General features: G+C 37.9%; 32 protein-coding genes. 3 read left to right on the top strand and 29 right to left on the bottom strand.

Going from position 1 to position 23894, the window contains the following annotated elements:
* Positions 1 to 3: 3 nt before the first annotated feature.
* The 14 genes from NQ095_RS08495 to NQ095_RS08430 all read right to left on the bottom strand — a co-directional run bounded on the left by NQ095_RS08495 (position 4) and on the right by NQ095_RS08430 (position 9327).
* Positions 4 to 1266, bottom strand: a complete 1263-nt coding sequence (locus NQ095_RS08495; RefSeq protein ID WP_258263053.1) for a hypothetical protein — start codon at positions 1264 to 1266, stop codon at positions 4 to 6.
* Positions 1267 to 1272: 6 nt separating this feature from the next.
* Positions 1273 to 2148, bottom strand: coding sequence for an ABC transporter ATP-binding protein (locus NQ095_RS08490; RefSeq protein WP_258263052.1), 876 nt, complete (start codon positions 2146 to 2148; stop codon positions 1273 to 1275).
* 1 nt (position 2149) lies between these two features.
* Complete coding sequence (locus tag NQ095_RS08485; RefSeq protein WP_258263051.1) at positions 2150 to 2908, bottom strand: hypothetical protein; 759 nt, start codon at positions 2906 to 2908, stop codon at positions 2150 to 2152.
* Positions 2901 to 3455 carry an RNA polymerase sigma factor gene (locus tag NQ095_RS08480; protein ID WP_258263050.1) on the bottom strand — a complete coding sequence of 185 codons (555 nt, stop codon included), beginning with the start codon at positions 3453 to 3455 and terminating at the stop codon, positions 2901 to 2903. Before NQ095_RS08480 ends, NQ095_RS08485 begins: the two co-directional genes overlap by 8 nt.
* 283 nt (positions 3456 to 3738) lie before the next feature.
* Positions 3739 to 4236: a hypothetical protein gene (locus NQ095_RS08475; RefSeq protein ID WP_258263049.1), complete on the bottom strand. Its 498-nt coding sequence runs from the start codon at positions 4234 to 4236 to the stop codon at positions 3739 to 3741.
* A 48-nt stretch (positions 4237 to 4284) separates the two neighbouring features.
* Positions 4285 to 4761 (bottom strand): DUF4367 domain-containing protein, encoded by a 477-nt coding sequence (locus tag NQ095_RS08470; RefSeq protein ID WP_258263048.1) that lies wholly within the window; start codon positions 4759 to 4761, stop codon positions 4285 to 4287.
* A 453-nt stretch (positions 4762 to 5214) separates the two neighbouring features.
* Entirely contained in the window at positions 5215 to 5781 is a 567-nt protein-coding gene (locus NQ095_RS08465; protein ID WP_258263047.1) for a DUF2812 domain-containing protein, read from the bottom strand.
* On the bottom strand, positions 5768 to 6085 hold the full coding sequence (locus NQ095_RS08460) for a PadR family transcriptional regulator (protein WP_258263046.1): 318 nt from the start codon (positions 6083 to 6085) through the stop codon (positions 5768 to 5770). The genes NQ095_RS08465 and NQ095_RS08460 overlap by 14 nt, the downstream gene beginning before the upstream one ends.
* 140 nt (positions 6086 to 6225) lie before the next feature.
* Entirely contained in the window at positions 6226 to 6597 is a 372-nt protein-coding gene (locus NQ095_RS08455) for a VOC family protein (RefSeq protein WP_258263045.1), read from the bottom strand.
* Between the two features lie 27 nt (positions 6598 to 6624).
* Positions 6625 to 6834, bottom strand: a complete 210-nt coding sequence (locus tag NQ095_RS08450; protein WP_258263044.1) for a hypothetical protein — start codon at positions 6832 to 6834, stop codon at positions 6625 to 6627.
* 16 nt (positions 6835 to 6850) lie between these two features.
* The gene (locus tag NQ095_RS08445) at positions 6851 to 7195 is read right to left on the bottom strand and encodes a cell division protein FtsK (RefSeq protein WP_258263043.1); all 345 of its coding nucleotides are present in this window, start codon (positions 7193 to 7195) and stop codon (positions 6851 to 6853) included.
* 100 nt (positions 7196 to 7295) lie between these two features.
* A complete protein-coding gene (locus tag NQ095_RS08440) occupies positions 7296 to 8132 on the bottom strand; it encodes an AAC(3) family N-acetyltransferase (protein WP_258263042.1) in 837 nt (278 codons plus the stop codon).
* An 82-nt stretch (positions 8133 to 8214) separates the two neighbouring features.
* Positions 8215 to 8403 (bottom strand): hypothetical protein, encoded by a 189-nt coding sequence (locus NQ095_RS08435; RefSeq protein WP_258263041.1) that lies wholly within the window; start codon positions 8401 to 8403, stop codon positions 8215 to 8217.
* A 24-nt stretch (positions 8404 to 8427) separates the two neighbouring features.
* Positions 8428 to 9327, bottom strand: a complete 900-nt coding sequence (locus NQ095_RS08430; RefSeq protein ID WP_258263040.1) for a hypothetical protein — start codon at positions 9325 to 9327, stop codon at positions 8428 to 8430.
* 296 nt (positions 9328 to 9623) lie between these two features.
* Here NQ095_RS08430 and NQ095_RS08425 point away from each other — a divergent pair, with 296 nt between their 5' ends.
* Positions 9624 to 10262 (top strand): stage II sporulation protein M, encoded by a 639-nt coding sequence (locus NQ095_RS08425; protein WP_258263039.1) that lies wholly within the window; start codon positions 9624 to 9626, stop codon positions 10260 to 10262.
* A gap of 408 nt (positions 10263 to 10670) precedes the next feature.
* Here NQ095_RS08425 and NQ095_RS08420 read toward each other — a convergent pair whose 3' ends face one another.
* The 6 genes from NQ095_RS08420 to NQ095_RS08395 all read right to left on the bottom strand — a co-directional run bounded on the left by NQ095_RS08420 (position 10671) and on the right by NQ095_RS08395 (position 14534).
* On the bottom strand, positions 10671 to 11324 hold the full coding sequence (locus tag NQ095_RS08420) for a DUF3108 domain-containing protein (protein ID WP_258263038.1): 654 nt from the start codon (positions 11322 to 11324) through the stop codon (positions 10671 to 10673).
* Positions 11325 to 11340: 16 nt separating this feature from the next.
* Entirely contained in the window at positions 11341 to 11778 is a 438-nt protein-coding gene (locus NQ095_RS08415; protein WP_258263037.1) for a VOC family protein, read from the bottom strand.
* A 53-nt stretch (positions 11779 to 11831) separates the two neighbouring features.
* Positions 11832 to 12248: an NUDIX hydrolase gene (locus tag NQ095_RS08410; RefSeq protein WP_258263036.1), complete on the bottom strand. Its 417-nt coding sequence runs from the start codon at positions 12246 to 12248 to the stop codon at positions 11832 to 11834.
* A gap of 111 nt (positions 12249 to 12359) precedes the next feature.
* Entirely contained in the window at positions 12360 to 13349 is a 990-nt protein-coding gene (locus tag NQ095_RS08405) for an aminoglycoside phosphotransferase family protein (protein ID WP_258263035.1), read from the bottom strand.
* A gap of 146 nt (positions 13350 to 13495) precedes the next feature.
* Complete coding sequence (locus tag NQ095_RS08400) at positions 13496 to 13990, bottom strand: AAA family ATPase (protein ID WP_258263034.1); 495 nt, start codon at positions 13988 to 13990, stop codon at positions 13496 to 13498.
* A gap of 163 nt (positions 13991 to 14153) precedes the next feature.
* Complete coding sequence (locus NQ095_RS08395; protein WP_258263033.1) at positions 14154 to 14534, bottom strand: hypothetical protein; 381 nt, start codon at positions 14532 to 14534, stop codon at positions 14154 to 14156.
* A 212-nt stretch (positions 14535 to 14746) separates the two neighbouring features.
* Here NQ095_RS08395 and NQ095_RS08390 point away from each other — a divergent pair, with 212 nt between their 5' ends.
* Positions 14747 to 15319 (top strand): dienelactone hydrolase family protein, encoded by a 573-nt coding sequence (locus tag NQ095_RS08390; RefSeq protein WP_258263032.1) that lies wholly within the window; start codon positions 14747 to 14749, stop codon positions 15317 to 15319.
* A gap of 83 nt (positions 15320 to 15402) precedes the next feature.
* Here NQ095_RS08390 and NQ095_RS08385 read toward each other — a convergent pair whose 3' ends face one another.
* From NQ095_RS08385 to NQ095_RS22505, 3 genes are all read right to left on the bottom strand, one after another.
* Positions 15403 to 16539, bottom strand: a complete 1137-nt coding sequence (locus tag NQ095_RS08385) for an MFS transporter (RefSeq protein WP_258263031.1) — start codon at positions 16537 to 16539, stop codon at positions 15403 to 15405.
* A 93-nt stretch (positions 16540 to 16632) separates the two neighbouring features.
* The gene (locus NQ095_RS08380; RefSeq protein ID WP_258263030.1) at positions 16633 to 17184 is read right to left on the bottom strand and encodes a TetR/AcrR family transcriptional regulator; all 552 of its coding nucleotides are present in this window, start codon (positions 17182 to 17184) and stop codon (positions 16633 to 16635) included.
* A 969-nt stretch (positions 17185 to 18153) separates the two neighbouring features.
* Positions 18154 to 18294, bottom strand: coding sequence for a DUF3953 domain-containing protein (locus NQ095_RS22505; protein WP_309137627.1), 141 nt, complete (start codon positions 18292 to 18294; stop codon positions 18154 to 18156).
* Between the two features lie 180 nt (positions 18295 to 18474).
* On the opposite strand from NQ095_RS22505, the gene NQ095_RS08370 reads away from it, so the two are divergent.
* A complete protein-coding gene (locus tag NQ095_RS08370) occupies positions 18475 to 18669 on the top strand; it encodes a hypothetical protein (RefSeq protein ID WP_258263029.1) in 195 nt (64 codons plus the stop codon).
* 66 nt (positions 18670 to 18735) lie between these two features.
* On the opposite strand, the gene NQ095_RS08365 is transcribed toward NQ095_RS08370, so the two are convergent.
* From NQ095_RS08365 to NQ095_RS08340, 6 genes are all read right to left on the bottom strand, one after another.
* Positions 18736 to 19146, bottom strand: a complete 411-nt coding sequence (locus NQ095_RS08365) for a hypothetical protein (RefSeq protein WP_258263028.1) — start codon at positions 19144 to 19146, stop codon at positions 18736 to 18738.
* Positions 19147 to 19304: 158 nt separating this feature from the next.
* Positions 19305 to 19733 (bottom strand): hypothetical protein, encoded by a 429-nt coding sequence (locus NQ095_RS08360; RefSeq protein ID WP_258263027.1) that lies wholly within the window; start codon positions 19731 to 19733, stop codon positions 19305 to 19307.
* 40 nt (positions 19734 to 19773) lie between these two features.
* The gene (locus NQ095_RS08355; protein ID WP_258263026.1) at positions 19774 to 20532 is read right to left on the bottom strand and encodes a serine hydrolase; all 759 of its coding nucleotides are present in this window, start codon (positions 20530 to 20532) and stop codon (positions 19774 to 19776) included.
* 78 nt (positions 20533 to 20610) lie between these two features.
* The gene (locus NQ095_RS08350; protein WP_258263025.1) at positions 20611 to 21537 is read right to left on the bottom strand and encodes an alpha/beta hydrolase; all 927 of its coding nucleotides are present in this window, start codon (positions 21535 to 21537) and stop codon (positions 20611 to 20613) included.
* 292 nt (positions 21538 to 21829) lie between these two features.
* Positions 21830 to 21976: a hypothetical protein gene (locus tag NQ095_RS08345; RefSeq protein WP_258263024.1), complete on the bottom strand. Its 147-nt coding sequence runs from the start codon at positions 21974 to 21976 to the stop codon at positions 21830 to 21832.
* The gene (locus tag NQ095_RS08340) at positions 21966 to 23666 is read right to left on the bottom strand and encodes a M3 family oligoendopeptidase (RefSeq protein ID WP_258263023.1); all 1701 of its coding nucleotides are present in this window, start codon (positions 23664 to 23666) and stop codon (positions 21966 to 21968) included. Before NQ095_RS08340 ends, NQ095_RS08345 begins: the two co-directional genes overlap by 11 nt.
* Between the last annotated feature and the right edge of the window lie 228 nt (positions 23667 to 23894).

The following is a 23894-nucleotide window of genomic DNA, read 5'->3' as shown; positions in this document are numbered from 1 at the left end:
TCCTTATGTAATCTCTTCTTTCATGATTTTTTTCATAGAACCGTAGCAGGAAATAGCAAGGACAACTGCCCATACGATGAGCGTTTGCACTTCATAGTATTTAAACATTGTCAAACCTCCTGTCGCCATCCACCATTGGTGAGGGTTCAACACGAGTATTGACAAGTTAAACCCCGCCAGGACCTTAAAGACGGAAGAACCTGGGACGAAACCTTGCAGTATAATCATCGAGATGAAAAAGACTGAGAAAGCGATTATTGTGAAATAACTGTTCTTCAACATAATGGAAAGATTAAAGGTAAGAACAGTGAATAATAGCATGCATGTATAAGAAACGATGACTGCCAGAGTCAAATAGATTATAAAAGAGAAATCCCACCATGAAACATAGGGAAACTGAGTCTCCCAATTAAAGCCACTGTTTATCGAGCTATACCATAGCTGAGAATAATCAAATTTGATGAAATAAGCACCGAGTGTCACGGACAGTAACAATAATGTAATAAGAGAAGATGCCATCAAGGAAGCCTTAAGCTTATCAATCATCAACCTCCTGCCTCTCCTCGTTGTAAAAGTGACAAGTCCCGTACCATTCTCAAATTCGAAATTGGTAATCAGCGCAGTCGAAAGGACGACTAGAATCATAGACTCGATAATAATATGCCTGAACACCTTCTTAAATAGGAGACCGTGCATCGCAAATTGTTTACCTTCAAAAAACCACTCGTTGTATTCTCCGTTTTCCTTAAGTTCTTCGAATCTGCTTTCAAATGCCTCAAACCCGTTCTTCACCATGTTAGCCGCATCACCAGACAGTTGAAATCCGTTAATTTGCTTTTCACCCATTTTTTTAATATTGAATTTAGAATATGCCTGGTCCATGGACTGTGCCCGATTCAAATACAATTCCTCAAGATAAATAGTGTTGAAGAACTGAAGTTCCTCATCGGTATAGAAAGGTTGTTCTCCGTTGTTCAGATCGGAAAACAATTCACCAGCATGCTCATAACTCTCACCTGACTTTTTTTGTGTAATAGCATTTAATCCTTCTAAATCCTTTACAATTTCCTGATTTAGTTCTTTCAGTGAATCCTCCGTTATCTCAGTTCCATACGTATTTACAATTTTATTCACTACACCTAATTCTTCTGGAACTTCATTGTTGTCAATGATATAAAAGACATTCCAGGCGAGAAATAAGAGTAGTAATCCAAAGATGATTGGAGAGGCGATCGCCTTCTTGGATTCCAGAATTATTATTCTCATGTGCGCTTATCCTTCTGCCTGCAATCGATCTCGGTATTCATATAAGAAGACATCCTCAAGATTCGGCGTTGCGTTTATCCAACCTTTTTCACTTTCTCCTTTATGAACAAAGCGCACTCTTACATTACCTTCTTCTTGCTTCTCACCAAGAATCGCATACATCTTCCTGAAGGTTTCCAACTCAGCGTTTGAGATCATTGTTTCATAAACTTCTCCCCTCAGGGTTTCACATATGGACTGTGCAGATTCGTTAAATAAAACCTTCTGATTCTTAATCATAATCACTTGATTCGCAATTGACTCGATGTCTGACACAATATGAGTGGATATGATAATCAAACGGTCCTGGGATAAACTAGTCAGAATCCGCCGGAAGCGCGCCCGCTCTTTTGGATCTAATCCTGCGGTTGGTTCGTCCAGAATCAAAATCTTGGGATCATTCAGGAGCGCCTGAGCAATGCCTACACGCTGAATCATTCCTCCAGAGAACTTCCTCATTTTCTTATTGGCGACATCCGTTAGCGCCACACTCTCCAATAACTTCTCAATCTTGGCTGCAGCCAACTTCTTTTCGATTCCTTTCAATGCAGCAAGATACATCAGATACTTCATTGGTGTGTAATGCTTGTAAAAACCGAAATGTTGTGGTAAATATCCGAGGATATCTCGATAATCTTCGTCAAGCTCAACAATGTTTGTTCCATTATAAAGAATTTCACCTCTTGTCGGGTAAACGAGGGTGACGAGCATTTTGATCAGAGATGTCTTCCCTGCACCATTTGGAGCAAGGAGACCGTAAATTCCTCGTTCGAATTCAAGGTTAATCTCATTCAATGCTGTAAAATCACCGTATTGTTTCCCTACATCTTTCACGACTAACATGTCACAACACTCCCTCTGCTGGTCTCATCCGGACCAGCTTACTTAAGTAATACAAATTGCAAACCATGGTTACGGCCAGTACGAGTCCATAAACTAAAACTGGAGCGGTCATTAGAAATTGCATATATACCACCCGGTCCACAACTAAAGGAATGAAATTCAAGATACTCCAGCCCACTCCTACCTTAAGTGCGCCTAAACCGAAACGCCCCTTCATAAAGACCATCAGATAGAAAGTCGAAAACAAAAATAATGACGTTGTGGATATCATTAGTGCCCTTAGGATTTCAAAAGAATGACCACTCCACACAAGGCAAACAATCACAAATGTGTTTACCAGGATTGAAAGAATGCTGAAATGTAACATTCGAAACGCAGAAACCTGATGAAGGTTATACTTCGCCGTCATTTCCACTTCTAATACCGCACTCTGTCTTTTTCCAATCGAGTCATACAGAGATAGTGCCATAAAGAGAAGAGGTGAAACCAAGAAGACCGCTCCATATACTCTCTCCCCGGCACCGGACCCTTCAGTCACCGTAGACATAAAAAAGATGAGTGCCGCCATGATGGAGAAGGTCATGATAATTCCGTCCCTCTGATTTGCAAACAGATACCGAAAGCCAAGTTCCTTCTGCATCTTCCAAATAAATGCGGAGAAAGACTGTTTTGGCTTCATTCCCAAACCAATGATAGTGTGAATTTCCCTTTTGACCATCTTTTCTTCAGGCATCGGAATATGGAATTTTTCTTTAGTCATATTGATTCACCTTCATTTCTTTTTTTATCAATTTGATTCCCGCATAGTACCTCGTCTTTACAGTGGAAAGGGGGAGTTCCAAGAGATTCCCAATTTCCTTCAGCGTATACTCCCCAAACAGTTTCAACCGGACAATCTGTTGGATGCCCGCATCCAGCTTGCTGACGGTCTCTGCAATCTGTTCTACTTCCTCTTGGTACTCAAGCCGAATGACGAACCCCTCTTTTTCTTCAAGGTCACTCTCTTCCAACTGTTCAGTCAGTTTCCTATATTGATAGTGCCGGGAGCGAAAGTAATCCACCACACGGTTTGAAGCAACCTTATAAAGCCAGGTTCGGAATGAAGCCCTCTTGGGATCAAAATTCCCAATCGATTTTAGAGCACTGATAAAGATTTCTTGTGTCAGATCATAGGAAAGCTCCGAGTCGATTGTCTGCTTGTAGACGAATGAATACATTTCCCGGTAATACCTTGAAATCAATTCATTAGCTGCTTCATGACTTCCACTTTTTTTTATTTTCTTAATCCATCGTTCTTCTATGTTCATAATCTCACTGCCTTCTATCCATATATTCGTATGGAATATGGAAAAAGTTTTAGAAATGGCATATTTTAATATTATTTATTAAAAATGTGATCAATGGGGAATGGGATTTCCTCAATAAGAAATCAACCCGAATAAATAATTTCTAGTTTTCTTAACGATCATTCTCATTTTGCCAACCAACAAAGTAAAAAAGACCCGTCAATGTCGAGTCCCTTCCATAAGTCTACATGCTATTGAATTTTTCAGAAAAAAATAGTTGGTATAGATGGTTCCTTTCAAACCTCTACGGTTCAACTATCGAACCATCAGGGTTTCCTATCACAAACTCCTCTATGATATAAGATGAAATCACTCCACCATCTAATTCAGTAACGGATACCTTAAGACCACCTTGAGTTACCATCTTTTCTAATTCATTTTGTGCAACTAGTCTAGTCAGTGAGAAAGTAGTTCCTATGCAAAATGATTTTCCATCAGGTGGTAAACTAGCAATGTCTGCTCCTCTGTCATTAAGCAGATTCCGACTATCAATTGAAACGTTAGAGTCCTTTTCAACGATAGACTTTAACCCATCGTTTACATCGAACGCCACTAAAAATGGTTCATTTGATTGTTCTTCCTTTTGATTTTCTAAGCATACCCTGGGTGCTAATACATTTTGACTTTCAGAATAGGCTACATTACTTTCATTTTCAAGGATCGTTATCCGCTCTTTGTCTCCCGTGTCAGTGCTACAACTACATAAAAAAAGGAAGCATAAAACACATAGTAACTTCTTCAAATCATCCCTCTTGTCTACGTTTTATTCACGAAGTTCTTATCCAATCATTTATTTAAATGATTCTGCTATAGCCATCATTGTTTCTTTGTTCACTTCTGTCTCTAATCCTATCGTTTGATATTCTAAGATGTAATGATAATCGCCATCTGTCCAATGTACAGATGGACCAGTTACATCATTCACAGCATAGAAACCTTCATTTCCTTGTACCTTCACTTCTTCTTGATTTTCCAATTCTCCATCGTAAGTTACAGGAGATGAATGGACGACTAGATTAAATATTTCACCATTCTCACCTGTTAGTTGCATCTCGTGTCTGGACGATTCATGCGGTGGTTTCACTATCTCATATTCTGTAATACGTACCGGAAACTCTGTCGGTAATTTAGGTTCAATGCCTTCGCTTTCTAAATCACTTGCAAGTTGATTATGATCATATGAAACCAGACTTTCACCATTGCCTTTTTCGCTACAGCCTAATAGAAGAAAAGACGCTGCGATTAGCAAAAAGAAAAATTTCCTCATAATGTTCCTCCTCTTGGGTTGAATGAATCTCTACAGTCATCATCTTCAAAATCTTTCACTTTACCATCAAGAAAGCGTCTACTGGAGTGTAAGTATTATTAGAGAGCTTCTTTCTTCTAACAGCTTTTATGAAAATAAACGCAGGTATGGAGATATAGACAATAAAAGAATGGCCACTGGTTAATAGTTCTTGTATTCTATTTATTGTTTCCATCGAATTCCCTCCCATCAAGAATGACAAGGTACACTGAGTGACGGAGAAGGTAAGCAAAGCATTCTGTTTTTGACGTCTAAAACCCTGTAACTTAATACCAATTATTCCAAAATCGAGCATCTTACTCAAGAAAAACTTCAAATAAAAAAGAAGCTCATCCTATTTGAATAAGCTCCCTTTACTTTAAACACAGTACTTTTCAGTCACTAGTGTTTTAAAACAGTAAATAACTCTTCTCACTATTCTTCTTTTAACACCGAATACTTCCGATAAGCCTTATAATAACTCCCAGCCAATAAAACCACCATAAAAGCAGGAAACAATTTCAGCAGAACAAATGGCGTTTCAAAAATAAACGCTTTCCAAAACAACTCATTCTCCATGCTCCAAAGACCTTCATGATATAATGACGAATCTCTGTAGTAAGTAAAGGAATACACCAGAAAAATCATACCAAACCAAAAGGAATAACCCATGAGTCGTTTATAATAATGACTCTTTGACTCCCGGTCGGAGAAGATTTCATTCTGGTCATCACTTTCTTTCTGCCAATAACGTATTCCGCTCAGCCAGTACCCTTTCAGGTAGTTCCAACCGAAATCCTCATAGATCCCTCTGTATTCCTCCAACTTTTTCTTGGAGAGATAATCCTGATAGTCCAGTCGCATCACATATTTCTTGTCTGTTTTTTCGAAGGTGTATATTCCCAGTCCACTAATGTTTGTGCAACGATAGCCTTTTTGTAATTGTTCGTTCAGCCAACGTTCTTCCTTTTCAATACTGATGAACCATTTAAACTTCTTCATTCGCTTCACTTCCTTCATACAAGGATACAATATGCAAGAGCCTTTCTTGCTCCATATTCAAAATGGTATTTCCTTCTGAGGTGATCTGATATATTTTCCTCCGACCTGAATTCCCAACTGGTTCGATCCAACCGTGTTTATTCAAGTTTTCAATCGCACCGTATAATGTGCCGGCAGCTAACATAACGGTCCCATTACTCATTTCTTCGATCTTCTGCATGGCGGCATAGCCGTGGAGTGGCTCACGGAGAGCTAATAAAATGTAATGCATCGTTTCAGACAATGGCAATAATTTATGTTTCATGTTCTCACCCTTTTATTCAGTTCAACTATATAGTTCAGCTTAATAACAATTTAATACAGTTCAACTGAGTAGTCAACCATATTTTTGAAATTTCATCAAAAAAGCCGATTCCCGTTACGTACGGAAATCGGCTTGAGCTATTACCAGTGGGCTTGCAGTTTATTGCCATCTGGATCATAAAAGTGGAAAAAGGCATGGCCGTTATCTTCTTTTATCTCATCGACCTTTACTTTGTGATCCTTTAAATGTTGATGAAATTCAGCCAGCTTCGGACTTGTAAAGCCGATGCTGAATTCCTGTTCTTGATTGACTGTAAAATGGGCAAAGGTTTCATCTTCTGTTGGAATGAGGACCAGTAGAAAAGGACCTTCATTTACTTTGATTGCGGCCAGTTCCTCGGTTACGTTTAATAGCTGCAGACCTAACATATCTCTATACCATTGTGCTGACTGTTCAACATTCTTGACTGGAATTCTAATGTAATGTACCTGCTCAATGAATGATTTACTCAAATCCTTCTCTCCTTTTTTTATAATCTCTTAGTTCATTCTATTATTATCAACGCTCTCATTTTCTTCATCAGGGTCTCTCACTTTGCCGTCCAGGATATCGTCAAAAGGGGTGTAATGATTACTTGGGAGTTTCTTTCTTCTAATAGCTCTAAAGATAATAAAAGCTGGTATGGCAAGATAAACTACAAATGCAAGCCCCATTGATAATACCTCTTGAATACTATTGATGATTTCCATCTACCCTTCCCCTCCTTTAAAGAATGAGAATATGAACCGCTCCCACCATATGCATATACATCCCTGTAAGAGATAGTACAGTTCCCAGGAAAAACGTCCAAGGGTTGTCTTCTGTTTCTTTATCAAAGGTCCAGATTGTTAGTATTGCTACTGTCAACGTGATGATTGGGAAAATGACATATTGTGGTCCGAATGCGAAAGAAATCCCACCAAAGATCAACACAAAAATTCCATATGGATTGACGTTCTTGATAGTATCAATGTATTCTTTTTCAGCAGTCGAGAAACCTTCATCGTCATAGGAATAAATCATTTGCTTAAGTCTATTTAAGTGAGTGACGATTTTCTTAACTAATCGCATCTCCCCCCTCCACGTCCTTTCTATCCTCAGAGGTTCTTCAGGTTAATGGAATAAATATGGGATCAAATAAAGAATAAACCCGTTGCACCAGAGATCATTCTTAGATTTCTAATGGATTGGAACGATCTAAAACGTCTTTGTCATCATATGCTTTTAACCATTTTTCAGCAAAATCAACACCTTGCTCTAATGAAAACAACCGACATTCAGCAAGTCCAATATGATTTACAGATACTTCATATTCACTTTCGAATTCTCTTCCGATCTCTTCAAACAGCTCTTCTCTTGTTTCAATTTCTTGATAGGTTTTCCACACTCGTTCACCACCTATAAAGATCGGGTTTCCTTTACTGACGATTTCACGATAAGGAATTCTATATTCTGCAAGGTGGAAAGATGTATTGCTGTCGTACCCAACACCTAATAGGAGTACAAAGCTATTCATTTTATATAATTTAGCTAAAGGTGAGTGCTCACCTAAACCAAATTCCAAACGATGTTCTCTAATGATACTTTCATTATCCTTACCCCAGGCAGCAAACGAAACCTCTGGATGATTGCTTCTTATAACACCGGGAAAGTTCCGGAATGCTTCAGGGATTCTCCCCATCGCATAAGTTGGTGTATAGGAAGGGTGAAAAGCAGGCATTGTGTCTCGAATAGGCTGCCACCATTCTTTGGGAACAGGAGGCATCTCCCATTCTGACGGATCTGAAAGTAAAGCTGATTGAGTTGGGATGACGATCGTACCTTCTTCTGTTACAAGCTCCATTAAAGCTTGAATAACAGCTACTTCTCCTCCATTCACCCAACCAATGGAAGATAGCGAAGAATGAACGATAATGGTCATTCCCTCTTCCACTCCCATGTTTTTGAGATCTTTCATAATAGAATTTTTTGTATTAGGATATTCGACTCCCTCTATTGCTCTCTTCATTCTTTCTCCTCCAGCCTGTTTTATCAATATGTAGTCTTGACAGTTGCCAAGTATTCCGTTGATGTACATTTTACTTATCCGCTTATCTTCTACCATCCAGTTTTCTAGAACTGTAAAAACACAACAGACCAGAAGCTGCAATAAGAAGGAATGGAATGATGGCATACGAGGGCATGATTATCGTCCAATAAAGAAGATACGCACTTATGGCAAATAGAAACCAGCTGATGATCAGTAAAAAACTTGAGGTCAATTCTTTGAATGTAGTCATGGATGGTTCCTCCCTATGAGTTTCTCACTGTATCGATTCGGCTTTGCGAAAGGTCTTCGTATGATAATGGCCCCAATCCTCTCTCAGATCATCAAGATGCACAATACTCCACGCATTAAAAAACGTCTGGCCACGTTTATTAAAGAAGAACTGACCGTCTATGCAGTAAGAGGCGTGTTGAATGATCCCGTCTTCATTCTCCCACGTCACCACATCGCCCGCTATCAAATCCTGATCTGGGATGACATGATAATCTTCCAGTTCTAAGCGTTGAAGAAACGTTTGAGGATGGACCCATTCATGTACGATCCATTCCTGTTGGGTGATGGCGAAGAGAGTGGCCGATAAGCAATTGCTTCCTGCTCTGGATGGAAAGGTGTTGGCAAACGGTAGCAGGTGTGGAGGGGTTAGGGTCGGAACATCATAGCAAGTCCACTCTTCCCAATCTTGTGCAATATCTGTTATGAGTTCTTTCTTGCAACGATAAGAAAGTTCTTCCCACATCGCTTTATGAAAGACAGCATACTTCTCACCCTTCATTTCAACAACATTGTTATGAAGGGATGATGTGTCTCCAGAGAAGTTAGAGATGGGATGAATCAAGCCCCTTCCCACTGCCACTTGAATGTGAAAAAGCTCGATTTTCTTCTCAGCTGGTAGATGATTCACCCAGCCTGGAGGTGTCACAAATACATAGGCAACGTCCTTTGATAGATTCCAATACTCATAGCTGTTGGCAAGTTGTACTTGTTTATAAGATGAATGATTTTTGAACTCTTCGTGGGGAATGACCAAAGCGCCTCTTACATGTTCTGTAAAACTAGCAAAGTTGGTCTCTGTGAGGAAAAAGAGGTCTTTATCTGGTATATACGTTTTTATCCATTCTTTCATAGTGTCTGGTGATGGTTGGATCTTTCTTTTCATTAACACTCACCCCTGTTGAAAATCTTGAAGCTCCAAAATACTTATTAGATTAGTTGGAGAACCTAGCATTCGAAATCTCAATTACATTTTAACATAATTACCCATTTTTGGGTTGGGAGTTAATCAATTGAATGCCGTATTAAGCAAATAGTTGCCTCTCTTAGAAAAAAATATTTTTTCGAGTGTAAAAAGTATAATTTACTTTTTATGGTATTATTTAAAATAGGGATCATTTCACAAGAAAATTCGCAATAAAGAGAATCTGATAGTTATCTAATTGGAGGAACGTATTAGAAATGAGTGTGAACACCATTATAGATAAATTTTTTATGGAGTGGCAGGTATATAAAGAATTTTACAGAAAAACCATATTTACTGTGCTGATTTCAGGGATATTAACAGCCTTGCTATTGTTTTTCGCATCATTATATTTTGAAAATTTCATCATTGAACAATCTAGAAATATTGCTGAACAAACGGCAGAGGTAAACAACAAAGAAAAGTTGACGAATTTACATAACTTCTTTTCAATATTAGTAAATAATTTGTTCGTAGGGGGAATAATCATTTTACTAGGATTTCTTCCCGTTTATGGACTTCCATTTATTATTGGTTTACTTTCCTTTGCTGCCGTCGGAATACTCTCTGGATACGGTCTCATTATGGAGCATAACGTCATAAAAACTTTGATTATCGCATTTGTACCTCACGCAGTTATTGAAATTATTCCTATTCTTTATAGCGTAGCAATAGGAATGTATGTGAATAAAAATATCTTTAAAAAAGTGTTTTTTAGGAAGATGACTACTTACAATATCAGAGAAATAATAAAGAACGGAATTAAAAGTTATATATTGATTATTATTCCTTTATTTTTTCTTGCTGCATTGGTCGAAGCATTTATTACTTCCTATCTTGTGGAGATTTACTTATAGCTTTATAATAAATCATCTACTCGGAGGAAAATTACGGAAAAATGATAAAGAACATAGGTTGACGTATACAAATAGACTAACGAAACCCTTTATTCAGGCAGACCTCGAAATAAATCTCCTGGATTCGGAAGATTATAGGACCTCAACACTCTACCTGATGAGGTCTAAGGGAACGCCTATGATAATTTTATTTGCACAAAAATAATTCCTTTGGCGTTACAACTAGTTATCGAAGGGTTGTTATAAAGGTATGAAGTATTCATTAATAGGGGCAATTCATTATATAACGTAAAATTATCAAGGCTTTATAACATTCCATTAGGAATCCCTTATATATTTTACAAAATTCAACCTCTATAAAAGGTCTCACCTTCACTAAATGAATCCCGTTTATTGAAGGTGAAAAGGTCATCCTCTACGAAATTCCAAGACAAGTCCGTCTCCAATCTGAGAAGACTGTTTCAGCAGCTCCTTGCTGGAAGGATCAATCCAATAGTATTGAAGAGTATTTCCAAAATACGTTTTCACCTTCCAAGCATCAACGAAATCTTCAAATCCTCTTTTAATACGCTCTAACTCGACTACTTGAATGTGAATATCGACTTCTGACTCAAGCGTTGCATTGAAGCCATCCAATTGTAGAGAGTAACCAGACTTCAAAGGAAGCACACGCAATATGAGCTCAACAGAAAATGTGTCAACGTAGTCTCCCTTTAGTTTGATGGTTTTTTCACTATCATTAATCGCGATATGCACTCCTTTATCACCATATTCTGCTTTCACATGTTGGATACCGTCTAGATAATAAGTAAAGGAAATGGGTTTAAGCGTTGCCTTCTCAATGATTGTAATACCAGTTCTATTGCCCAAAATGTCGGAATTCAATGTTTGCTCTCTCTCAATTGCTTCACGCCCATTGATACGAACAAACTTTATCTTCTCCGTAGTGAAACCAACCTTTTTTTCTTTTCCGTTCTCAAGAATATAAATGTCTTTCTTATCTTCTGTCTCAGATAATAGCGCTCCACTTAGTCTTACTGATTGTACTCGATTCTCACCCATGTCCCCATCCCCTTTTTCATCTGATTTCCTCCGCCAGCTCTAGAATAATCCCCTCCGGACCACGTACGTAGCATAACTTATAACTTTCTTCATATTGCTGGACCTCACTGAAGATTTCCGTACCATTCATTTTTAAATGGGCAACCATTGTGTCAAGATCGTCAACAGCAAAGCAAATATGGCGGATACCCAACGTGTTGGGAAACGTTTGCTGAATACCGTTTTCATCTGAAGGAGTAAGATATTTGACGAGCTCAATCCACGTCTGACCGCCCGGCACCCCCATTCCTACACATAACGTTTTCACATCTTTAAGGCCAACCACCCTGTCCAACAGTTCTCCATCCATTTCCCATTCGGCTTTTACTTCAAGACCTAAACCAATAAAGAACTCTTTTGCCTTTGCAAGGTCGTTAACGTTTATACTTACATGATCCATTCTGTTGATTTTCATGGTAGACCTCCTATGTTACTTATCCATTGCTAACATTTAACATACAAATGAGCTCATAGCATCTTGTCCGCCAGTTTAATATTTTCTTTTAGATATACAGGTAGTTCCGTATGCGCAAGAATCTCTGACGTAGTCATCCAAATAACATCATCAACTTCTTCAGTGCTTTTTGCGTAAGGTTCTCCAGTTTTGTGATGGCATAGAAAAACGATATCAATTACATTGATTCCTGATTCAGTAACAAAGGAAGAACTATTTACATATTCAAGACCCGTAACCTCACTGCCTACTTCTTCCAAGATCTCTCGTTTTAAAGTCCTTTCTAGAATATCTGATGAAACTCCTTCAATTTCACATTTTCCGCCCACTAGTGAAAGAGTGCCTCCAGCGTGTTCCTCCTTTTCACTTCTCAGAATTAATAGCCACTTACCATCACGGTGAATAGCACCTTCTACATTTACTACAAACACAAGACATTCCCCCTTAAAAATAAATTCAATTTCCACCTATCATGCCCATTAATTGAAGAAGGCTATAGCCGAATCAATTAGCTGTTCTTCAGTGATTGCCTCCGGTTGATATTACAAAATACTTAATGGTAAACCTTTAGATAGTAAGTATTCTTCCGCTTCATTAATTCTTGTTCCGTTATGTTTTACAAATAATTCATAACGTCGCTTTAACCACTCAAAAGACCTATCACGAATATGCGAGTCATCTGCACCTTGTATTAGGGGGACCACCTTAGTAAATGAGTCAAAACTTGATAAAGCTTCAAAGCACTCCAAATGTTCAATTTTTTTATTAATGATGCTCTGATAAGCATCTACCATAATTTCTTTGAAGCACAATCCAAACCACGAATATCCCAATGTAAGGCTATTCGCTATATCGAAACGAGGATCTCCTATAAAAGCTTTTTCCCAATCTAAAATATATAATTTATTTTCGTTCGTTATGATGGTATTCCCAAAGTGATAATCTCCGTGATTTAAAGCTTCAGTAAATGAAACATCCCTAAATTTTTTCGATATGTTTTGAAGGCAATTAACGTAAATTGAGTTTTCAAACTTAGAGACTCTATTTTTTAAACTTTCTAGATAAAAGTGGATATCATTTTTGTGTCGTAAATCGATATCGTCATGATCCTCTTCAGTGCTAATGGAATGAATATGTGCAAGGGTTGTACCAAATTTCCCAAACGCTAATCCCCTATCTGCTGAATTAGATGTAATATATCTGTCCAGAGTATCCCCTTTAACGTATTCCATCAGCATTATTCCCATATCAATATCAACAAAATAGACAGTTGGAGTATTAATGCAGGAATTTACAGCATTACTCCTTAGAAGTGTTAATTCTTTAGAAAGCATCAGATTTCCACTAAATTCCTTTAGGACAACATTATTACTAAATACCCCCTCATCATGGAAATAGGTAAGATGAAACATTGCAATATTATTGTTAAACCCATCTTTATTTGTTTGTAAATTCTTTATCTCTATATCTGTGTTTTTTCTTTTATTTTTCTTAATCAGTTGCTCTACAGTTTTATGTACTTCTACATTCAAATTTTCTGCCCCCAGCTTGGACCTATTACATCTCATTCCTTGTAACAGATGTTCTATAAAAAGAAGGATTATTTCTTTCTAATTTCATCACCAATGTCTGAGATAAATTGACCACCATCAGTTAGTTGAGCAATACTTTACCCCAGCTAATTTCCTTCGCTTTGATGAACGATCTCATCGACTATGTGTTCAATTGATTCAGTTGCGTCAATGATCATTCCGTTTTTCGGAATGTCTTCTTTCGTTTCGTGCAAATGGACTATGAGCTCCCTTTCCGATTTCTTTCCGCCAAATTCATTTTCCGGTCGCTCGTCCAGTCGTCGGTTTAATGTTTCAGTATCGACTTCGAGAACAAACACACCGTCAAATAGATCGATAAATTTCGAGAAGTTCCTGGACCCACCGCAGAAAAATGTTAACGGCTCGTCCTTATTATCAATCAACGCTTTCACTTTATCTACATCCCATATGTGGTTCTCGTGGGAGGCAGTATCGGTCTGTTCACCAGTTTCCGGATCGCCTTGATAGGCAAGTTCGCGGTCACCATGAATGGCTTGATAACCGCGCCGCTGCAATTCATTACAGACGGTAGTTTTCCCGGTGCAGGAAACACCTTCAATTAGATAATTATTAACGCCCATAGCTAATGCCTCTTTTCCATTAGAAAATGATAAGTATGCTCTCCAGGTTTAATATCTTGATTCTAGCTTCTTGCTTCAGTTAACCTGCCCAATAATTGAAGATGGGCAATAGCCGGTAATCAATTAGCTATTCTTCAGCTATTGCCCCCTTCAGTAGAACTTATTAAGTAGTTGTTAACCCTAATAAATGGTCTGAAAACAAAATAAACTCTTCTAGATACATTGGTGAATTCGGTGTTGATAAGGGTGTTAGTTTCACATTCGTTAAGTAAATACAAGCAGAAGAATTTATTATTGTTTTGTCTGTAATGTCTATTTCTGGACTAAGCTCGTATTCTTGCAGAGCACGACCCAAAATAGGTTCCTCTTCTAAATTTTCAGCTAGTTGCATCTGAAAATCAGCCTCGATGGTTGCAGATTGGGTAAAAAAGATAATCTTCTTTTCAGGGTATTTATTCTTTAGTTCCTCGAATTTTATCTGTAATTCTACGATCGTCAGTTTTTTAAAGTCTACCGCCTCTAATAATTCTTTACCTTTCATCATTGAGCCTCCCTATTTTCAGGAAAAGAGTAAGCATTACTTTCTTAAAAGTCGCAATTCCCTATTCCAATTATTTCAAATAACACTTATAAAACGCAAGAAAATTCAACAATCCCTTTCAAAACTAGAGCATTGGGAAGAAGTTAAAGTTCTAGCAGGTCAAACAGTATTTTTGTCGAAATTTATACATAAGACGGATTTAAATGGAGGAGTAAATGATGGCTGAAGTTTTGTTGTTACACCATGTTTTAGGGAAAACGAAGGGGATTGAAGCAATCGCCGACCAACTGAGAGATGCGGGGCATATCGTGCATGTGCCGGATTTATTTGATGGCCGCACATTTTCCTCACTGGAAGAAGGCTTAGGATTTGTGAAGGAAATCGGATTTGCAGAAGTAACGGCACGTGGCATTCAGGCTGCAGGCGACCTTTCACGAGATGTCGTTTATGCCGGTTTTTCACTCGGTGTTCCGGCAGCACAGCAGCTCGCTCAAACGCGCGAAGGTGCAAAAGGCGCTCTGTTTTTTCATGCCTGCCTCCCGACCTCGGAGTTCGAATCTCCATGGCCAGCCGACTTGCCTGTGCAAATTCATGCCATGAATGAAGATCCCTTCTTCGTTGAAGACGGCGACATCAACGCAGCACGTGAACTTGTGAAGTCTGCTCATCACGCTGAGCTTTTTCTATATGACGGCAAGGAACACCTCTTCACCGACAGCAGTATACCTTCTTACGATGCTGAAGCGACGAAGCTTGTCATCAAGAGGGTTCTCGACTTTCTCGCATAGTCATCAGGAAGCGCTTGGACGGTTCCTGTGCTCCCTTTTCGATAAAAATGGAAGCACAAGAACCGTCCCCATGCTTCACTTGCTCACCCCCTGGCTCTCTCGCTTTTAGGTTTTAAGAAGAGAGGGAAGAGACCAATAAAGGAGAAGACAATAAACAGAAAAGGATATCCTTCCATATTGGCAATGAATCCAGCAAGCGTTGATCCTATCACTTGTCCAAACGCAAGCAGGACGAATGGGACACCCAGCCCTAAGGAAGGGTTACTCTTAAATACGGAAATTCCCCATACGATTAAAACTCCCGACATGAAAATATACGAGCCCCCAAAAAGGAAGGGTGAAAGAAACCCTGTCATTTTGTTATCTGAAAAAAACACTAATGTCAGGGAGGATGCAGATAGCAGGACCACAGAAATTCGGTATGCACTTCCTATCCCAATTTTATTGATTACGGCCCCTACGGTTCCACCGAGTAACCCTGCTACTCCGATAATCACCCAAAACCATTCGCCAAGATATTCAGGAGCGCTTTCTAAATTCAAAATAAAGTCCCGAGAGAACGTCCAATAAGCTGAACTGACGATCCCTAATAATATCGAACCTATGATCAGCTGGAGTGAATGCCGCCAATTCTCTTCACGGAAACGAATGGCCGCCTGCCTTTCCCCCGAACGATGTTCAGGAAGTAATTTGTAATTTACCATTAACACGAATATCGCGATCCCCATATAGATGAAATAACTTACTCTCCATTGATCCGCAAGTAGGATTGCCACCAGTCCAGTCAATGCTGTTCCAATGCTAGTTCCAGAGTTTATCCATGAATTCGTCTGGTTTTGCAGATTTTTATCAATATTTTCACTAACAATTTCTGCATATGGCGGCGAAGAAACCCCTGTACTCAGCCCAGCTATAAAAATTCCTACCCCCAGGATTAACGAATTAGGTGAAACAGCAATTAATCCTAAACCCAATATCGAGGAGAAGCCCGCCGTCATTAAAATAAATTTAGGAGTAAGTCGTTTGGAAAATACCATAGCTAATACGATTGCAATACAGTAGGCAAGATAGGACAAGGATGAAATCAGACCGGAAGTAGATGAATTCATGCTTATTGATTCACTAATGTAAGGGAGCATTAATCCGTAACTAAAACGGGATAAACCATACGTGACCGCAATCATCGGTAAGCCGACTAAAATCAGTTTAGTTGAATTCATATTGCACCTCCTTTTTATATAGAACGTTCATTATAATAAAAGGCAAAAAAATAAAGGAAATAAGTATTATTTCCTACGTTCCTCAATATAGATTCATTCGGAAACTTTAATGGTTTCAGCTAATTTATATGCACTGGTTCTAACCTTTTCTATGTCGAGGATTTGGGCCATCGAAGTAATGCCCTCTAATAGAATTGAAATTTGCACACTAATTGCTTCACTGTCCTTGAAACTATTCAGATCCTTTGCGATTTTATTGATCAGCTTTTGCTTGTGTTCTTGGCTTAAGGAGGAAATGTGCTCGTTTCTATCCGCATACTCTTGCTTTGCTCTCAAGAACAAGCAGCCATTATTACCTTCCTCTTCAACCCATGTAAGGTGGGCATCAATGATAGAATTCACATAATCTTTAACATCTGTGTCTTTGTTAATTTTACTATCTAATAACATGAAATAATGTTTTTCCCTTTCCATTAAGACAGCAGCAATCAATTCTTCCTTGGATTTAAAATGATAATACATCGTCATCGTAGCCACTTCTGCCTGCTCCAGGATCCTCTTAATCCCCACCGAATGAAACCCGTGCTGATAAAATAGCGCTTCAGCTGTATTCATAATATCTACTTTTTTATTGGATTTTCTCATGTTACTACCCCTTTATATAGAACGCTCATTATAATAAAGTGTACCACAGAAGTTTATTCAACTCAAACCACCGTTCTATCAACCCCGCTATATGGAGCACAGGGACGGTTCTTGTGCTTCCTTTCTCTATTAAATGGAAGCAGCAAGCCGTCCCTATACTTCACAACTAATTATTTTTGTTCACTTAAGGTAGAATTTTCAATTGATAATTTCAAAAAGATGCCTTGATTAGCGATATTAAATTATTTCTTTCTTGCTCATCCTTCTTTATTTTTTCAACAATATTATCTTGAAGTAAGTATTCTCGTACTACTTCATTATGAAATATCCGTTCATAATAATTGGCATTGTCGCTAAGTTCCTTGAACCACCCCTCTTTTTTTAACTTCCGTATATTTTTATGAAATCTTATATCGTCTATGTCTAATCCTCCGCCCATAAATAGTAAGCCTAAGATTACACTTCCAATAGTCCCGAATATTATTTTAACAATTCTCAGTTTAATCGCCTCTTAATAATCATTTTAATAACTCTATTAACTTTAATCGTCTATCTTCACTGTTAACCGAAGATGCACTAACATAATCAAGCCAGAGGAGCTGCTGTATAGCTTAGTTTAAGAAGTTCTGAATGAAATTAGTGTTTAGTTCTTCTGAAATCTATATAAACTTACTAATCCTATAAGAATTAAAACGGTTTCAGCAATGACGAAAAAAATTGACTTATATGTATAACTAAGCAAATTCATACTACTAACCATAGCAGACCCTAAAACAAAAAATAATACAGTTACCAGCAGTAATCTATTTTTCATATATTTACTTCCCCCATAAAAAATAATACTCTTAAAATACCGTCCTTTAGCAGAATAATAATTAAATTAATCTTGGTTCCTGAAGCTGGATCTTCAGCTATTGCCCCCTTTATTGGCATTAGGAAGTAGTTGCCGACCTTCAGTTATTACCCACTTTACATCCATATGAAAGTTTGGATGGATACAAAAAAGATAAATATGAATGTAACTACGCCTAACCAGCCGTATCCTTTATTCCCCTTTTGAAACTCCCTTAGTCCCATTACTAACATTGTTAAGCCCAAAAACAAGATCATATATGGTTGAAATTTAAAATCCCCAGTTACCAACCCGTACCCAGCAAGTGAAATACCTGTTATTGAAAAAATAATGTACAAATCTTTAACAATTTATCACGACCGTTCTCTGTTATCACAATTTCCTAATTGATTGTTCAACTACCTTGCCCAATTAAAGAGCCTTCCCTTATCCTCCAAATGAATATCCAAACAAAAACACCAAGGAAAAACCAACAAAAAATGATACTTACACCTAAGGTAATCATTGATATTGTTTTACCTATGCCCGGTTTTCTTTTAGTGCCTAAAAAACAAAATATCAAACATAAAAATGCGGTTATAGGGGCAAATCGAATAAAATTAACAATTGATCCAAAGCCATTCCAAAGTTAAGGGGGAAGGGTTAATATGACTAAAATATTGCCCGATCAATTAGCAGATCTTCATTTATTGCCCCCGTTACTTTAACAAAATTCCCCTAAAGGTTTTTGTATTATCTTTATCTAACTCTCCATAACTCTGATTCTCATTACTGCTTACAATCGTTGTTGTACCTGAACTTTCATGAAACCCAATTTCATATTCAACCAATCTTTCAGGCATGTTTTTATCATATTCATAAAACAATGTTGCTTTTACATCTGGGTTTCTAGCCATGTTCACCTCTTTATCATCCCATTTAATATCTTCAAATAATTTCTTTAATAACTCTATAGATTCATGATCTGTTATCATTACAACTTCTTCGTAATTTCCTTCTTTATTAGCCTTTTGAATATCCACTCTTTTTAATTCTCCTTTTTCTTGCCCAGAACAAGCAGCTAATAATATGAGTGCAAAAAGCAAAATATTGCTCATTATTTTTTTCATATACGTACACCTCCCATAAAATTAGACATTCTTCAATTTAGTTTCATTTTTATTAAACTAAACTCCCCAATAATTGAAGGTGGAGAATAACCGGAGATCAATTTGCTGTCTTCAGTTATAATTAGGGAAAGCTAAAGCCCCTTCCCAATGAAAATTACTTATTCACACTGGTTACGTTCAAAATGCTTCCCTTCCTTTGGTAAACTGCCCTCCGGGGGTGTCCAAGCGTTTTGGCAAATAGTCTTTTCATCTACCACCGAGTACGTATAAGTCCAGCCTTTTTCGTTTTCAAACTCAACCTTTAAATGATAAGGGTTGTATTGCCTCCCTGTCTGATGTCCAATTTCCCACTCTTGATCGGGGTATTTTTTCTCAAGAAAATGATCTAGTTGAGCTGTCTTCTTTGATACTTGATAATCAATCCAATAGGGTCGAATCACGAAGAATGAAAGAACGATGACAGTTATTGAAGACGCGGTAATGAGACTCAGTTTTCTACTCTTTTTAGGGAATAAAAATGCGATTGCAAAGAGGATCATGATAAATGCTGCACACATTGTGATTTCTATTAGTGTTATTGGATGCACGAAAATTCCCCCATTATTCCCAATAGCTAACTATAGCTGCTTACTGCTTTAGAAATTCACCATAAAGCAACTCCAACGCTTCAATAATCTTACCGTCAGGAACCTGGTTGTTTAATCGATTAGGTAAATGAATCGCCCCTAATGCAAAGATATAAGGGTTGTCATTGAAGTCACCCATTATACCGATATCAACAGCTGCATTTTCCAGTCCACCTGTCATATGATTTAGATGGTGTACCGGTATTTGCATTATGTCCCCCTTTTGTCTAACCAATCCATTAATGAGGGGTGTCCACAAGAGGGGGTGCGTTTTGTACCCTTGATAGATACGTAGCATCAAATCTAGCATTTCGTTTAGCTTAGCCATATTATCAATATCCCTTGGGTTTTCAGTAACATGGATGGAAGGATAATGAGACTGAATGGACTTATTCACCTTTTCCCACCCACCACAAAATTCAACAATGCTTCTAGCAATATAGCTATCGTGGCAAGCAATCATTACCTCAACTGCCTCCCTCAGAGGAAGGGTTGGTCTATTTTGCAGATGTGGATAAAGTTCTTTGCTATCTTCTTCTGGATTAAAGGATACTTCTTCAACAATCGCATCCCAATCAACCACATCATCCTCTACCCATTTCGCTACACAGTATGCTATTGCCACTTTTGCAGCTGAAGCAAGGGGGATTGTGAGTTCACTATTTAGAGAGGTGCTTTCTTTATTTCCTTTAGTGGAATAGATCGCTATCCCTACTTCTCCAACATCTATTTCTTTCAGTTTTTCTATTACGTTATTCACTTTTATTCACCTGCTTCGTTTTTCTTGGACAGATATTTCTTAGGAGGATCCAATCAAAATCTTAATGAAATTAGGTATCTAGTTTTGTATCAGTCCGACACGATCTACCCGTCCCACCATTTTATGTACAGAGTCAATGATCAAATCAGGTCGATCGATGAACACGGAATGCCCCGAATGACTCGCAAGGATGTATTCACCTTTGATAGATAATTCACTCTGCTTGGTGATAAGCTCTTCCCATTTCTCTTCAAATACTCTTAACTCCCATTCAGGTATGCCATTTTCTAATTCAGACTGAATCGTATATTCCTTGTCCCGTCCAATCACGAGCAATGGAACATCAGGAAAACTGCCTAAACTCCTAATAACTTCAGCATCTTTCGTCCATTCCTTGATCTCTGATGCCATCGCTTTATAAAGTAAGGGGTTTACCTGAAAGTCCAACAGTTTTTGCTGAATGGCCATTGGCAATTTCCGTTGTTTTTCAATAAGGGAAGGTTGAATGATTTCCGATAGTTCTTGTTCATTTTTTATTGAATAAGCCAAGCTTTTTTCAATCCATAATTCATCTGTGTCTTGATTTAAAACAGGTAGATCAAGCTTCACTAACTCTTTCAATTCAACAGAGATGGAGTCTACTAATATCACTCCGGCTACCTTTTCAGGATGAACTTTAGCGAAGTGCTGAACGCATAGGCCGCCATAAGAGTGTCCCATTAAATAAAGCGGCTCATCGATTTGAAGGTGATTGAGTATGTCGGATAAATCGCGAACGGTGGATGCTGTATTTTGAATCCCAGTCCCGATCTCACTCTGACCCAGTCCCTGCCGATGAAACGTCAGGACTCTATACGTTTTACTTAACGTTTGTATTACCTCGTACCACTCCTCAAATGAGCAGCCCATCCCTGTAAGGACAATAACCAGTGGGCCTTTACTCCCTTTAAGAAGAACTTCAATTTTATGGTCATTGATTTTGATCAGTTGATTAATAGCTCTCAATCCTTTCACAACCCCTAATGCCAATTATTTCAAATTTTGTGTTTTTGAGCAATACTCGACTTTTCTATAATGAATCTTCCAAAAAAGAATCTCTCTCGTTTAGATTGATAGGTGAAATGTGCCCATATTAAATCAAAAGAACGTCCCCTGGTCTGCCAATGGGACGTTTTTTTAAAGCTTTTCCTCTAAATAGTCTTTTTCAACCTTTCATTCCTTCCATCGCATACCCTTGATAAGGGGATAAGAGAAGATTCATGCGAGATATAAAAAGATCATGTTGGATTTGGGTTAATCATGCGCCTTCCGTTACAATCGTGCGAGTTTCAAATGCAATCATGCGAGTTTTCCAATAATCATGCCGCAGTGTCGAATTTTCTTTAACCGTAAGTGCCAAGGGACCTGCCCACATATCTGCTTTGTTGATCGACTCATTCTTCATTCTTTTTCTCGTTCAACTCGAACCATTTTTCAATCTCACCCTTTATGAAAGTAAATCCCTGTTCTTTAAATGGAGAGGTGATTCCACTTTCCTCTATTAATTGAAGAAATGATTTGCTTCCACCTAGCCTACAAAGATTCATGTATTCCTCCCAAGCCATCGATTTATTCTTTTGTGCCTGGCTCCAGATCTGTAAGGAACACATTTGGGCAAGGGCATAGTCTATATAGTAAAAGGGTGTTGTAAATATGTGTGCTTGTTGCTGCCAAAATGATCCTCTCTTTAGATAGGTATGTTCGTAATCTGCCTTGTAAGGCATATATTGGCACTCAATTTCAATCCACTTCTCTTTTCTCTCTGAAATGGATAATGCAGGGTTCTTATAGATGAAATGCTGGAACTCGTCTATCGCCGCCCTATAAGGCATTGAAAATATGGCATCTTCAAGATGAGCATATCTATATTTCTCAGCATCCTCACCAAATATTTTCTCCAGGTAGGGCCAAACAAGGAATTCCATCGATATGGAATGAATTTCGCAAGCTTCTTTTGTGGGCAGGATGTATTCCGGGATACTGTTCCGTTGATTAAATAGATACATTTGCCAGGCGTGTCCAAATTCATGGCTTAACACTTTGATATCTTTTCTGGTACCATTCAAATTCGCAAAAATATAGGGTGTTTTTTCATTACATAAGTATGTAGTATAGGCTCCTCTCGCTTTACCTTCTTTAGGAAGTAAATCTAGTAGATGATTAGCGCACAACGAATGAAAGAATTCCCCGGCTTCTAACGAAATCTCATTGAGGATTTCTTCAAAACTAGATACCATCCCTTCCACATCATCTTTTGGGCTTGGATTACCGGTCCTGAAGCGAATGTCTTCATCGTAAAAGGTTAACTTATTCAGACCCAACCTGATTCGTTGTTTCTCTCTCGCTTCTTCAGCAATGGGAACGATGTATTTTAAGATTAGATTCCGGAAGTCGTCTACCTCTGCTTGATCATAACCGATTCTTGATAACCTGGCATAACCAAGCTCCACAAAGGAATCATGTCCAAGCTTCATTGCTATGGTGTTTCTTACTTTAATTAATTCAACAAAAATATGATCTATCTTTTCTTCTAGCTGGCTGAGTAACTCGTACTTTTTTTCACCAGCTTGCTTTCTAATTGAACGATCGGCTAAATACAAAAATGCGTCTATTTGAGATAAGGTCCTATTCTCTCCACTGAATTCAACGGTTGAAGTAGCCAGCAATTTTGTATAGTCACTTATTAGATTATTTTCCTTACTTAAGTACTCGATGACTTCAGAACTAACTGTATTCTGAAAAGCTTCACCTAGGCAAACGAATTGTTCACCAAATTTCTCTTTGATCTCATCTTTGAAAGGAGAATAGGAAATGTGTTCATGAAAAAGAGCTACTATTTTTTCATAGATTGGCCAATTCTCATTGATGTACTGCTGCTCTTTTTGATATGTAACATCTAAAGTATTTAAGTGATGCCTGATTTGAGCTATAGTAAGCATCGTTAACACATCATTCCGTAGAGAATTAATGTGATCTATTAATTCGAACTGTTCCAAATGAGAATCACTTGCTTTGAACCTTTCTAAAAGTTGAAGTACTTTTCCTTCAAATTCTGCAATGTCAGGTCTCTCGTAATTAAGATTATCAAAATCCACCCTACTCCCCCTATCTCTTCAAATTAATGGTAATGAACAATTTAATGTAATAATAGTCTTATATTTCAAAAAATTGAATGGTACAATAACGATATAAGGTAAGGAATAAAGTTATTCAACCAATTATTTCTTTGAACACAAAAGAGAACTTTCTTAATCTGAAAGTTCTCTTTTTTATTTTCATTGGTAATTAGTTAATTGTTCAAAAATCCATTCTAAAATTCATTA

Origin of the sequence: Rossellomorea sp. SC111 (assembly GCF_024733565.1) — a bacterium.
GTDB lineage: Bacteria > Bacillota > Bacilli > Bacillales > Bacillaceae_B > Rossellomorea.
Note: the sequence above shows the minus strand (reverse complement) of the source record. Positions and strands in the feature narration are given on the sequence as shown.

Bases quoted from the DNA above. Each gene is read 5' to 3' on its own strand.
- NQ095_RS08495 (WP_258263053.1), bottom strand. From the start codon at position 1,266: ATGAGAATAATAATTCTGGAATCCAAGAAGGCGATCGCCTCTCCAATC.
- NQ095_RS08490 (WP_258263052.1), bottom strand. From the start codon at position 2,148: ATGTTAGTCGTGAAAGATGTAGGGAAACAATACGGTGATTTTACAGCA.
- NQ095_RS08485 (WP_258263051.1), bottom strand. From the start codon at position 2,908: ATGACTAAAGAAAAATTCCATATTCCGATGCCTGAAGAAAAGATGGTC.
- NQ095_RS08480 (WP_258263050.1), bottom strand. From the start codon at position 3,455: ATGAACATAGAAGAACGATGGATTAAGAAAATAAAAAAAAGTGGAAGT.
- NQ095_RS08470 (WP_258263048.1), bottom strand. From the start codon at position 4,761: ATGAGGAAATTTTTCTTTTTGCTAATCGCAGCGTCTTTTCTTCTATTA.
- NQ095_RS08465 (WP_258263047.1), bottom strand. From the start codon at position 5,781: ATGAAGAAGTTTAAATGGTTCATCAGTATTGAAAAGGAAGAACGTTGG.
- NQ095_RS08460 (WP_258263046.1), bottom strand. From the start codon at position 6,085: ATGAAACATAAATTATTGCCATTGTCTGAAACGATGCATTACATTTTA.
- NQ095_RS08450 (WP_258263044.1), bottom strand. From the start codon at position 6,834: ATGGAAATCATCAATAGTATTCAAGAGGTATTATCAATGGGGCTTGCA.
- NQ095_RS08445 (WP_258263043.1), bottom strand. From the start codon at position 7,195: ATGCGATTAGTTAAGAAAATCGTCACTCACTTAAATAGACTTAAGCAA.
- NQ095_RS08440 (WP_258263042.1), bottom strand. From the start codon at position 8,132: ATGAAGAGAGCAATAGAGGGAGTCGAATATCCTAATACAAAAAATTCT.
- NQ095_RS08435 (WP_258263041.1), bottom strand. From the start codon at position 8,403: ATGACTACATTCAAAGAATTGACCTCAAGTTTTTTACTGATCATCAGC.
- NQ095_RS08430 (WP_258263040.1), bottom strand. From the start codon at position 9,327: ATGAAAAGAAAGATCCAACCATCACCAGACACTATGAAAGAATGGATA.
- NQ095_RS08425 (WP_258263039.1), top strand. From the start codon at position 9,624: ATGAGTGTGAACACCATTATAGATAAATTTTTTATGGAGTGGCAGGTA.
- NQ095_RS08420 (WP_258263038.1), bottom strand. From the start codon at position 11,324: ATGGGTGAGAATCGAGTACAATCAGTAAGACTAAGTGGAGCGCTATTA.
- NQ095_RS08415 (WP_258263037.1), bottom strand. From the start codon at position 11,778: ATGAAAATCAACAGAATGGATCATGTAAGTATAAACGTTAACGACCTT.
- NQ095_RS08400 (WP_258263034.1), bottom strand. From the start codon at position 13,990: ATGGGCGTTAATAATTATCTAATTGAAGGTGTTTCCTGCACCGGGAAA.
- NQ095_RS08395 (WP_258263033.1), bottom strand. From the start codon at position 14,534: ATGATGAAAGGTAAAGAATTATTAGAGGCGGTAGACTTTAAAAAACTG.
- NQ095_RS08390 (WP_258263032.1), top strand. From the start codon at position 14,747: ATGATGGCTGAAGTTTTGTTGTTACACCATGTTTTAGGGAAAACGAAG.
- NQ095_RS08385 (WP_258263031.1), bottom strand. From the start codon at position 16,539: ATGAATTCAACTAAACTGATTTTAGTCGGCTTACCGATGATTGCGGTC.
- NQ095_RS08380 (WP_258263030.1), bottom strand. From the start codon at position 17,184: ATGAGAAAATCCAATAAAAAAGTAGATATTATGAATACAGCTGAAGCG.
- NQ095_RS22505 (WP_309137627.1), bottom strand. From the start codon at position 18,294: ATGATCTTGTTTTTGGGCTTAACAATGTTAGTAATGGGACTAAGGGAG.
- NQ095_RS08370 (WP_258263029.1), top strand. From the start codon at position 18,475: ATGAATATCCAAACAAAAACACCAAGGAAAAACCAACAAAAAATGATA.
- NQ095_RS08365 (WP_258263028.1), bottom strand. From the start codon at position 19,146: ATGAAAAAAATAATGAGCAATATTTTGCTTTTTGCACTCATATTATTA.
- NQ095_RS08345 (WP_258263024.1), bottom strand. From the start codon at position 21,976: ATGAAGAATGAGTCGATCAACAAAGCAGATATGTGGGCAGGTCCCTTG.